Genomic DNA, 10,461 nt, shown 5'->3' with positions numbered 1-10,461 from the left:
CCCCAGGAGGCGGCCGGGGCAGTCCTGCGGCTACTCAGCCCACGAGGCCGTCGGCCAGCTCCTCGCTGAGGGTCGACTCCGTGCCCGGGATACCGAGGTCCTGGGCACGCTTGTCGGCCATGGCCAGCAGGCGCCTGATGCGCCCCGCGACCGCGTCCTTGGTCAGCGGCGGATCGGCGAGGGCTCCCAGCTCCTCCAGGGACGCCTGCTTGTGCTCCATGCGCAGCCGTCCGGCCGCCGCCAGGTGCTCCGGGACCTCCTCGCCCAGGATCTCCAGCGCGCGCCCCACCCGGGCACCCGCGGCGACCGCTGCGCGGGCGGAACGGCGGAGGTTGGCGTCGTCGAAGTTGGCGAGCCGGTTGGCCGTGGCGCGGACCTCGCGCCGCATCCGGCGCTCCTCCCAGGCCAGCACCGACTCGTGTGCGCCGAGGCGGGTCAGCAGGGCGCCGATCGCGTCACCGTCACGGACGACGACACGGTCGACCCCGCGCACCTCCCGGGCCTTGGCTGCGATGGAGAGCCTGCGCGCGGCTCCGACCAGGGCGAGCGCGGCCTCCGGGCCGGGGCAGGTCACCTCGAGCGAGGAGGAGCGGCCAGGCTCCGTGAGCGAGCCGTGGGCCAGGAAAGCACCGCGCCAGGCCGCCTCCGCGTCGCAGGTGGCCCCCGAGACCACCTGCGGGGGCAGACCGCGGATGGGACGGCCGCGGCCGTCCACGAGGCCGGTCTGGCGCGCCAGCTGGTCGCCGCCCGCCACCACCCGCACGACGTAGCGGGAGCCCCGGCGCAGTCCGCCGGGAGCCATCACGATCAGCTCCGAGCTGTGACCGAAGATCTCGAGGATGTCCCGCTTGAGCCGGCGGGCCGCCATCGCCGTGTCCAGCTCGGCCTCGATCACGATCCGGCCGCTCACCAGGTGCAGCCCGCCCGCGAACCGAAGAATCGCCGAGACCTCTGCCTTTCTGCAGCAGGTCCGGGTCACGGGAAGCCGAGAAACTTCGTCCTTCACCGCTGGCGTCATCGCCATGGGCCGATCCTTCCATGCATCCGAAAAATACGGTCGTACGCGGCGGCCAACAGCTCCGGATCATGAATCGGAACGCCGTCGGGTGAGGCCACGGGGGCCAGCTCGACCGCGGCTCCGAGCCGCTGTGCGGCATCGGCGAGGGACTCGCGGTCGGGCACGGCGGCCTCGTCGGCCAGCACCACGTCCATGGCGAGTTTAGGGGCGTGTCGTCCCAAAACCTCCAAATGACGCTGCGGTGAGAAGCCTTCTGTTTCACCGGGCTGCGGTGCGAGGTTCAGCGAGAGGACCTTACGGGCCTTCGTGGTCACCAGTGCGTCGAGCAGTTCGGGCACCAGCAGGTGCGGAATCACGGAGGAGAACCAGGACCCCGGACCGAGCACCACCCAGTCGGCGTCCAGCACCGCGGCCACCGCTTCGGGTACCGCCGGCGGGTCGGCCGGGACGACGTGGACGGACTGCACCTCGCCGGGGGTCAGCGCCACCGTCGCCTGCCCGCGCACGGTGACCGTGTCGTCGGGGCGCTCCGGGTCGTGGCCCCGTACGAGCGCCTGGAGCTCCAGGGGGACGGCGGACATCGGCAGCACCCTGCCGTGTGCTCCCAGCAGCTTGCCGACCAGGTCGAGGGCCTGGACGTGGTCACCCAGCTGTTCCCAGAGCGCGACGATGAGCAGATTGCCCACCGCGTGCTCGTGCAGGTCGCCCTTGGACTCGAAGCGGTGCTGGATGACCTGGGCCCAGGTCTGGCCCCATTCGTCGTCCCCGCAGAGCGCGGCGAGCGCTTTACGGAGGTCGCCCGGCGGAAGGACGCCGAGCTCCTCGCGGAGCCGGCCGCTGGAGCCGCCGTCGTCGGCGACGGTCACCACGGCCGTGAGGTCGCCGGTGATCCGGCGCAGCGCCGTGAGCGAGGCCGAGAGCCCCATGCCGCCGCCGAGGGCGACGACCTTGGGCTGTGCGCCGCGCTTGCGGCCGGAGAGCGCGGCCGTGGCCCTGCTCAGCCGGCGCTGACGCAGATTGCGACTGGTCACTCTCGCCCCATGTCCCGGTGGACGAGGACGGTCTCGATCCCTTCCGTGGCCAGCCGGGCGGCCAGCTTCTCCGACATCGCGACGGAACGGTGCTTGCCGCCCGTGCACCCGACGGCGATCGTCACGTAGCGCTTGCCCTCGCGGCGGTAACCGGCGGCGATGAGCTGCAGCAGCTCCGTGTACTGGTTGAGGAACTCCTTGGCGCCCGGCTGGTCGAAGACGTAGTCGGACACCTCCTCGTTGAGCCCGGTGAAGGGGCGGAGCTCCGGGACCCAGTGCGGGTTGGGCAGGAAGCGGCAGTCGACGACGAGGTCGGCGTCGACCGGCAGCCCGTACTTGAAGCCGAACGACATCACCGTCGCCCGCAGCTCGGGCTCCTCGTCACCGGCAAACTGTGCGTCCATCTTGGCCCGCAGCTCGTGGACGTTGAGGCTGGAGGTGTCGATGACGAGGTCGGCGTCGCCGCGCAGCTCACGCAGCAGATCACGCTCGGCCTCGATGCCGTCGACGATGCGGCCGTCGCCCTGGAGCGGGTGCGGGCGGCGGACCGATTCGAAACGGCGTACGAGGGCGTCGTCGGAGGACTCCAGGAAGACGATCCGCCGGGTGACGTGCTTGGCCTCGAGGTCCGCGAGGGACTCCCGGAGGTTGTCGAAGAAGCGGCGGCCCCGCACGTCGACGACGACGGCGATGCGGGCGACGTTGCCCTGGGACCGGGCGCCCAGCTCCACCATCGTGGGGATCAGCGCGGGCGGCAGGTTGTCGACGACGAACCAGCCGAGGTCCTCCAGACACTTGGCGGCGGTGCTGCGCCCGGCGCCCGACATTCCGGAGATGATCACCAGCTCGGGGATGGCGGGCGTCGTGGCCTCGGCCTTCTCCGTGGTGCTTCCCGTACTCACTTGTGCTGCTCCGTCTGCTCGGCCGCGTTCGTTCTGGTGTTCATGCGCGTGCTCGGTCATGTCCTGCTGCCCCCGTCGTCCTCTTCAATGATCTCTCCAGTGGCGGTGTTCACGGCGGGTGCGGCCGGGGCGGCCGCCGCGAAGGCGACGGCCACCGACTCCGCTGTCCTGCGCCCTATCCCCGGCACCTCGCAGATCTCGTCGATTGTCGCCTGCCTCAGCTTCTTGACGGAGCCGAAGTGCTTGATCAACGCCTGCTTGCGGGTCTCGCCGAGGCCCGGGACGTCGTCCAGGGGGCTGCTGCGGATGCGCTTGGCCCTCTTGGCCCGCTGGTAGGTGATGGCGAAGCGGTGGGCCTCGTCACGGATGCGCTGGAGGAGATAGAGGCCCTCGCTGGAGCGGGGCAGCACCACCGGGTCGTCGTCATCCGGCAGCCAGACCTCTTCGAGGCGCTTGGCGAGACCGCAGACCGCGATGTCGTCGATACCCAGCTCGTCCAGGGCCCGCTTGGCTGCGGCGACCTGGGGCTGCCCTCCGTCGACGACGACGAGCTGCGGCGGGTAGGCGAAGCGCTTGGGGCGGCCGTCGTCCTCGCGGGGCTCCTCCCGGACGGAGTCGGGGTCCGGTACCACGGGCACCACCGCACCGGGCGCGGACCCGGCGGAACCGGGCCCACCGGGTGAGGGCTCGCCGGGTGCCGGCTCCCCGGGCGCGGGCACGGGGCCGGTGGGCGCGGGGGTGTCCTCCCACTCCCCCGTCCGCTCCTTCTCATGGAGGTAGCGCTTGAAGCGGCGGCCGATGACCTCATGCATCGACCTGACGTCGTCCTGGCCCTCGAAGCCCTTGATCTGGAAGCGGCGGTATTCGCTCTTGCGTGCGAGGCCGTCCTCGAAGACCACCATGGACGCGACCACGTCGTCACCCTGGAGGTGCGAGATGTCGAAGCACTCGACGCGCAGCGGAGCGGTGTCGAGACCGAGTGCCTCGGCGATCTCCTCCAGGGCGCGGGAGCGCGTCGTGAGGTCGGACGCGCGCTTGGTCTTGTGCAGCCCCAGCGCCTGCTGGGCGTTGCGCTGGACCGTGCCCATCAGGTCCTTCTTGTCGCCCCGCTGCGGGATGCGCAGGCTGACCTGGGACCCCCTGCGGTCCGCGAGCCACTGGGACACGGCGTCGGGGTCCTCGGGGAGCGCCGGGACCAGGACCTCCTTGGGGACGGAGTCGCCCGACTCCTCCCCGTACAGCTGCTGGAGCGCGTGTTCCACCAGGCCCGCCGTGTCGACGGCCTCGACCTTGTCGGTGACCCAGCCACGCTGGCCCCGCACCCGTCCGCCGCGGACGTGGAAGATCTGGACGGCGGCTTCGAGCTCGTCCTCGGCGACGGCGATCAGGTCGGCGTCGGTGGCGTCCGCGAGGACGACGGCGCTCTTCTCCATGGCGCGCTTCAGCGCCTCCGCGTCGTCGCGCAGCCGTGCCGCCCGCTCGTACTCCATCTCCTCGGCCGCCTGCATCATGTCCTTCTCGAGGCGGCGGATGTACGTCCCCGTGCGGCCGGCCATGAAGTCGCAGAAGTCCTCGGCCAGATCCCGGTGTTCCTCGGGGGTGACCCGTCCGACGCAAGGGGCGGAGCACTTGCCGATGTAACCGAGGAGGCAGGGGCGGCCGGTCCGCTCGGCGTTCTTGAAGACACCGGCGGAGCAGGTACGCACGGGGAAGACCCGGAGCATCAGGTCGACCGTCTCGCGGATCGCCCAGGCGTGGCCGTACGGGCCGAAGTAGCGCACGCCCTTCTTCTTGGCGCCGCGCATGACCTGGACGCGCGGGAACTCCTCGTTGAGCGTGACCGCGAGGTACGGATAGCTCTTGTCGTCGCGGTACTTGACGTTGAACCGGGGGTCGAACTCCTTGATCCAGGAGTACTCCAGCTGAAGCGCCTCGACCTCGGTGGATACGACGGTCCATTCCACGGAGGCGGCCGTGGTGACCATCGTGCGGGTGCGGGGGTGCAGGCCGGCCAGGTCCTGGAAGTAGTTGGCCAGGCGCTGGCGCAGGTTCTTGGCCTTCCCGACGTAGATCACCCGGCGGTGCTCGTCGCGGAATTTGTAGACCCCCGGGGAGTCGGGGATCTGTCCCGGCTTGGGGCGGTAGCTGGAGGGGTCTGCCATGTCTCACACCCTACTTGCGGGCAGTGACAGAGCGGCGTTTCCGGGGCCCCCGGGACCCATGACGGGCCGCCCGGTCAGGCTCCGGGGCCCGCGACGAGCTTTCCGCCCTCGAGCTTCAGCGGGACGGAGGGCAGCGGCACGGTGGCCGGGCCCTGCAGCGCCTTGCCCGTGGTCATGTCGAAGCGGCTTCCGTGGCAGGGGCAGTTGCCCTCGTTGCCCTCGACCTTGTCCAGGAGGCAGCCGGCGTGGGTGCACTGCGCGCTGAAGGCCTTGTACTGGCCGGCGGCCTGGCAGCTCACGACGACCCGCTGCTCCCGGTAGAGCTTCGCCCCGCCGACCGGGACCTCGTCCGCGGCGCCGAGCTCCACGGGCGCGGTGGGCGTGGGTGTCTGCGCGTGGCCGAGCTTCGACTCGGTGGAACAGGCTGCCGCTCCCAGCCCGGCGGCGCCGGCGAGAGCGGCACCCTTCAGTACGGTACGGCGGGCGGCGGGCAGGCCGGACATGCGGTCTCCACTGGTCGGGGGAACAGAGAGCCGCCGTCACCGTCCGGGCACCGGGTGCCACGGACTCCGGGCACGGGCCGCACCTGAAGGCATGGGCGACAGACCCGACGATACCGACGGAGAACGCCGGCCCTCCGACCGGGCCCGGAGAGAGCCGGGCGGATGACACCTCCCTACGGCCCGTGCCCGGGAGCGACGGCCGGGAAGGCCCGCGAAGGCCGGGAAGGCGCGACGGCAGCGGGGCGGCCCCCATGTGCAGGGTGCCGCCCCGGACAGCCGGAGTCAGGCCTTCCGCGCGCGGGCGGCCTTCTTCGGGGCGGACTGCTCGGCAGCCGCCTTCCCTGCCGTCCTGGCCGTGGCCGTCTTGCGGGCCGTGGACGCCTTCGCGGCCACGGCCTTCTTCGCGGGCGCCTTACGGGCCTTCCGGGCCGCGGGCACTGCGGCCCCGCCGATCCGATTCGCTCCCAGGACCTCCTGGAGGAACTTCCCGGTGTGGCTGGCCGGCACCGAGGCGATGTGCTCCGGGGTGCCCTCGGCGACGACCAGACCGCCGCCGTTGCCGCCCTCGGGACCCATGTCGACGACCCAGTCGGCGGTCTTGATGACATCGAGGTTGTGCTCGATGACGATCACCGTGTTGCCCTTGTCGACCAGTCCCGACAGGACGGAGATGAGCTTGCTGATGTCCTCGAAGTGCAGACCGGTCGTCGGCTCGTCCAGGACGTAGACCGTGCGCCCGGTGGAGCGCTTCTGCAGCTCGCTCGCCAGCTTCACGCGCTGCGCCTCACCGCCGGAGAGCGTCGGCGCGGACTGGCCGAGCCTGACGTATCCGAGGCCCACCTCGTTGAGCGTGCGGAGATGGCGCGCGATCGTCGGGACGGCCTCGAAGAACTCCAGGCCTTCCTCGATCGGCATGTCCAGCACCTCGGCGATGGACTTGCCCTTGTAGTGGACCTCCAGCGTCTCCCGGTTGTAGCGCGCGCCGTGGCAGACCTCGCACGGGACGTACACGTCGGGCAGGAAGTTCATCTCGATCTTGATGGTGCCGTCGCCGGAGCAGTTCTCGCAGCGGCCGCCCTTGACGTTGAAGGAGAAGCGGCCCGGCAGATAGCCGCGCACCTTCGCCTCCATCGTCTCGGCGAACAGCCTGCGGACATGGTCGAAGACTCCGGTGTACGTGGCCGGGTTGGAGCGGGGCGTCCGGCCGATCGGCGACTGGTCGACGTGGACGACCTTGTCGACGAGGTCGTCGCCGTCGACCCGGGTGTGCCGCCCGGGCACCGACTTGGCACCGTTGAGCTCGCGCGCCAGATGGGTGTAGAGGATGTCGTTGACCAGGGTCGACTTCCCGGAACCGGAGACACCGGTGACGGCCGTGAGCACGCCGAGCGGGAAGGAGACGTCGATGTCCTGGAGGTTGTTCTCCCGGGCACCGTGCACCGTGAGCCGGCGCTTCGGGTCGACGGGACGCCGGATGTCCGGCATCTCGATGGCCCTCTTGCCCGACAGGTACTGACCGGTGACGGACTCCTCGTTGGCCAGCAGGTCCTTGAGCGAGCCGGAGTGGACGACCTTGCCGCCGTGCTCACCCGCGCCGGGCCCGATGTCGACGACCCAGTCGGCGACCTTGATCGTGTCCTCGTCGTGCTCGACGACGATGAGCGTGTTACCCATGTCCCGGAGCCGGACCAGGGTCTCGATCAGCCGGTGGTTGTCGCGCTGGTGCAGACCGATGGACGGCTCGTCCAGCACGTACAGCACGCCGACGAGTCCGGACCCGATCTGCGTGGCGAGCCGGATGCGCTGCGCCTCGCCGCCCGACAGGGTGCCCGCTGCGCGGTTCAGCGAGAGGTAGTCGAGGCCGACGTCGACGAGGAACTTCAGCCGCTCGTTGACCTCCTTGAGCACACGCTCGGCGATCTTCTTGTCGCGGGCGTTCAGCTTGAGGCGGCCGAGGAATTCGGCGCACTCGCTGATCGACATCGCGGCGACCTCGGCGATGGACTTCTCCATCACCGTCACCGCGAGGACCAGCGGCTTGAGCCGGGTGCCCTCACAGGTCGGGCAGGCCACCTCGCGCATGTAGCCCTCGAAGCGCTCCCTGCTGGAGTCGCTCTCGGCCTCGGAGTGGCGCCGCTTGACGTACTGGACGGCGCCCTCGAAGCGGGGGGTGGTGTAGGCGCGCTCGCGCCCGTACCTGTTGCGGTAGCGGACCTCGGTCTGGATCTTGTGGCCGTGGAGCAGAGCCTTCTTGGCGCGCTGCGGCAGTCCGGCCCAGGGAATGTCCGTACGGAATCCGAGTGCTTCGGCCAGCGCGGTGATCTGGCGGCCGAAGTACTCCTTGGTGTGACCGTGCGACCAGGGGTGGATCGCGCCCTCGTCCAGGGACTTGTCCTCGTCCGGGACGATCAGCTCCGGGTCGACCTCCATCCGCGTGCCGATGCCCGTGCAGTCGGGGCAGGCGCCGAAGGGGCTGTTGAAGGAGAAGGAGCGGGGCTCCAGCTCCTCGAAGGAGAGGTCGTCGTACGGGCAGTAGAGGTGCTCGGAGTACATCCGCTCACGCTCGGGGTCGTCCGCCTCGAGGTCGACGAAGTCGAGCACGACCATGCCGCCGGAGAGGCCCAGGGCCGTCTCGACGGAGTCGGTCAGCCGGCGCTTGGCGCTGTCCTTCACCGTGAGGCGGTCGATGACCACCTCGATGGTGTGCTTCTCCTGCTTCTTCAGCTTGGGCGGCTCGGACAGCTGGATGGTCTCGCCGTCGACCCGGGCCCTGCTGTAGCCCTTGGTCTGGAGGTCGCCGAAGAGGTCGACGAACTCCCCCTTGCGCTCGCGCACCAGCGGGGAGAGGACCTGGAAGCGGCTGCCCTCGGGCAGGCCGAGCACCTTGTCGACGATGGCCTGCGGCGACTGGCGCGAGATGGGCCGGGCGCACTCGGGACAGTGCGGCTTGCCGATCCGGGCGAAGAGCAGCCGGAGGTAGTCGTAGACCTCGGTGATGGTGCCGACCGTCGAGCGCGGGTTGCGCGAGGTCGACTTCTGGTCGATGGAGACGGCGGGCGAGAGGCCTTCGATGAAGTCCACGTCCGGCTTGTCCATCTGGCCGAGGAACTGCCGGGCGTACGAGGAGAGCGATTCCACGTAGCGCCGCTGGCCCTCGGCGAAGATCGTGTCGAACGCGAGCGACGACTTGCCCGATCCGGAGAGCCCGGTGAAGACGATGAGGGAGTCACGGGGGAGATCGAGCGAGACGTTCTTCAGGTTGTGCTCGCGCGCGCCACGGACGATGAGACGGTCGGCCACGCCGGTCCGCACCTTTCTGGAGAGAAGTGGGGGAACTGAGCCCCTGTCCCAGGGTATGGGGGGCGCCACAGCGATGTACGAAGCTTTCGACTCCGAGCGTATAGCACGCGCATTCGATTTACGGTCGACCGAAGACTCCATCACCCGAATGAGTGGCTGGGTCTACGCTCGGCTCATGACTGATCATGCGCGCGACCTGGAAGCTGTACGTGAAGCGACCGATCGGCTGCTCAGTGCCACGGGCAAGATGGACGACGGCGCCGTTGCCGAGCCGTCGCGTCTGCCGGGCTGGAGCCGCGGCCATGTTCTTGCCCACCTGTCACGTAACGCCGACGCCCTCGTAAATGTTCTCCAGGGGCGCCCGATGTACGCGAGCAGCGAAACCCGGGACGCCGACATCGAACGCGATGCGCCCCGGCCCCTGGCCGAACAGCTCGCTGACCTGCACGCGAGCGGAGCGGCCTTCCTGACCGCGACCGGGACGCCGGCCGACTGGTCACGTACGGTCACCATGCGCAACGGTGTGACGGAATCGGCCTCCCGGATCCCCTTCCGCCGCTGGATCGAGGTCGAGCTGCACCACGTCGACCTGGGGGTGGGGTACGAGCTGGAGGACCTGCCGGAGGAGTTCGTGACCCGGGAGAACGACTTCCTCGCCGAACGGTTCGCCGGCCGCCCCGATGTCGCCCTCACGACGGCGGTCGCCGCGGACGGCCGGCTGTGGACCACGGGCGGCCGGGCCGACGGCGCTCCTGTCACCGTCCGGGGAACGGCCCCCGACATCCTCGGCTGGCTCTGCGGACGCCGTGACGGCTCCGCGCTCACTGTGGACGGCGGCAGCCTTCCGCCGCTGCCCCCGCTATAGGCTGCGTCACATGACGTACAGCGGAACGGTCAAGGTCGGCGGACCTGCGGATGTGCACGAGCTGACGGATCTGATGATCTCCAAGGTCGCCGTCGGCCCGATGAACAACAACGCCTATCTGCTGCGCTGCCGGGCAACCGGCGAGCAGCTCCTGATCGACGCGGCCGCCGAGGCCGGGGTCCTGCTGCGGCTGATCGGCGAGGACGGCATCCGGTCCGTCGTCACGACGCACCGGCACGGTGACCACTGGCAGGCGCTCGGCGAGGTGGTGGCGGCCACCGGGGCACGGACGTACGCCGGGAGGTACGACGCCGAGGGCATCCCGGTCCCGACCGATGAGCTCGTCGAGGACAACGGCACGATCCGGGTGGGCCAGGTCTCGCTGACCGCCAGGCACCTGACCGGCCACACCCCGGGGTCCATCGCCCTGGTCTACGACGACCCGCACGGGGCTCCGCACGTGTTCACCGGGGACTGCCTCTTCCCCGGCGGCGTAGGCAATACGAACAAGGACCCGGAGGCGTTCGCGAGCCTGCTCCACGACGTGGAGACCAAGCTCTTCGACCGCCTGCCGGACGAGACGTGGGTCTACCCGGGCCACGGTCACGACACCACCCTCGGCGCCGAGCGCGCGCAGCTTCCGGAGTGGCGCGAGCGCGGCTGGTGATCCGGTGAACGCC

8 protein-coding genes are annotated in these 10,461 nt (G+C 70.2%); 2 read left to right on the top strand and 6 right to left on the bottom strand.

What is annotated here, in order from left to right:
* Window positions 1–34: 34 nt before the first annotated feature.
* The 6 genes from whiA to uvrA form a co-directional block, all read right to left on the bottom strand.
* A complete protein-coding gene (gene whiA / locus ACFWFI_RS35885; protein WP_018104603.1) occupies window positions 35–1,024 on the bottom strand; it encodes a DNA-binding protein WhiA in 990 nt (329 codons plus the stop codon).
* The gene (gene yvcK, locus ACFWFI_RS35880) at window positions 1,015–2,049 is read right to left on the bottom strand and encodes a gluconeogenesis factor YvcK family protein (RefSeq protein ID WP_387398712.1); all 1,035 of its coding nucleotides are present in this window, start codon (window positions 2,047–2,049) and stop codon (window positions 1,015–1,017) included. Before yvcK ends, whiA begins: the two co-directional genes overlap by 10 nt.
* Entirely contained in the window at window positions 2,046–3,011 is a 966-nt protein-coding gene (gene rapZ, locus ACFWFI_RS35875) for an RNase adapter RapZ (protein WP_387398709.1), read from the bottom strand. The genes yvcK and rapZ overlap by 4 nt, the downstream gene beginning before the upstream one ends.
* On the bottom strand, window positions 3,008–5,113 hold the full coding sequence (gene uvrC, locus ACFWFI_RS35870; RefSeq protein ID WP_387398707.1) for an excinuclease ABC subunit UvrC: 2,106 nt from the start codon (window positions 5,111–5,113) through the stop codon (window positions 3,008–3,010). Before uvrC ends, rapZ begins: the two co-directional genes overlap by 4 nt.
* Before the next feature lie 74 nt (window positions 5,114–5,187).
* A complete protein-coding gene (locus ACFWFI_RS35865) occupies window positions 5,188–5,616 on the bottom strand; it encodes a Rieske (2Fe-2S) protein (protein WP_387398705.1) in 429 nt (142 codons plus the stop codon).
* A gap of 282 nt (window positions 5,617–5,898) precedes the next feature.
* Window positions 5,899–8,916 carry an excinuclease ABC subunit UvrA gene (uvrA, locus tag ACFWFI_RS35860; RefSeq protein WP_387398702.1) on the bottom strand — a complete coding sequence of 1,006 codons (3,018 nt, stop codon included), beginning with the start codon at window positions 8,914–8,916 and terminating at the stop codon, window positions 5,899–5,901.
* A gap of 175 nt (window positions 8,917–9,091) precedes the next feature.
* Here uvrA and ACFWFI_RS35855 point away from each other — a divergent pair, with 175 nt between their 5' ends.
* Both ACFWFI_RS35855 and ACFWFI_RS35850 read left to right on the top strand, forming a co-directional pair.
* Entirely contained in the window at window positions 9,092–9,781 is a 690-nt protein-coding gene (locus ACFWFI_RS35855) for a maleylpyruvate isomerase family mycothiol-dependent enzyme (protein ID WP_387398699.1), read from the top strand.
* A 10-nt stretch (window positions 9,782–9,791) separates the two neighbouring features.
* Window positions 9,792–10,448, top strand: a complete 657-nt coding sequence (locus ACFWFI_RS35850) for an MBL fold metallo-hydrolase (RefSeq protein ID WP_387398697.1) — start codon at window positions 9,792–9,794, stop codon at window positions 10,446–10,448.
* Window positions 10,449–10,461: the final 13 nt, after the last annotated feature.

Source organism: Streptomyces sp. NPDC060209, from assembly GCF_042728155.1.
Lineage (GTDB): Bacteria > Actinomycetota > Actinomycetes > Streptomycetales > Streptomycetaceae > Streptomyces.
Note: the sequence above shows the minus strand (reverse complement) of the source record. Positions and strands in the feature narration are given on the sequence as shown.

Excerpts from the sequence above, each read along its gene's own strand:
- ACFWFI_RS35855 (WP_387398699.1), top strand. The coding sequence starts at position 9,092 with ATGACTGATCATGCGCGCGACCTGGAAGCTGTACGTGAAGCGACCGAT.
- ACFWFI_RS35865 (WP_387398705.1), bottom strand. The coding sequence starts at position 5,616 with ATGTCCGGCCTGCCCGCCGCCCGCCGTACCGTACTGAAGGGTGCCGCT.
- uvrC (WP_387398707.1), bottom strand. The coding sequence starts at position 5,113 with ATGGCAGACCCCTCCAGCTACCGCCCCAAGCCGGGACAGATCCCCGAC.
- ACFWFI_RS35850 (WP_387398697.1), top strand. The coding sequence starts at position 9,792 with ATGACGTACAGCGGAACGGTCAAGGTCGGCGGACCTGCGGATGTGCAC.
- whiA (WP_018104603.1), bottom strand. The coding sequence starts at position 1,024 with ATGGCGATGACGCCAGCGGTGAAGGACGAAGTTTCTCGGCTTCCCGTG.
- rapZ (WP_387398709.1), bottom strand. The coding sequence starts at position 3,011 with ATGACCGAGCACGCGCATGAACACCAGAACGAACGCGGCCGAGCAGAC.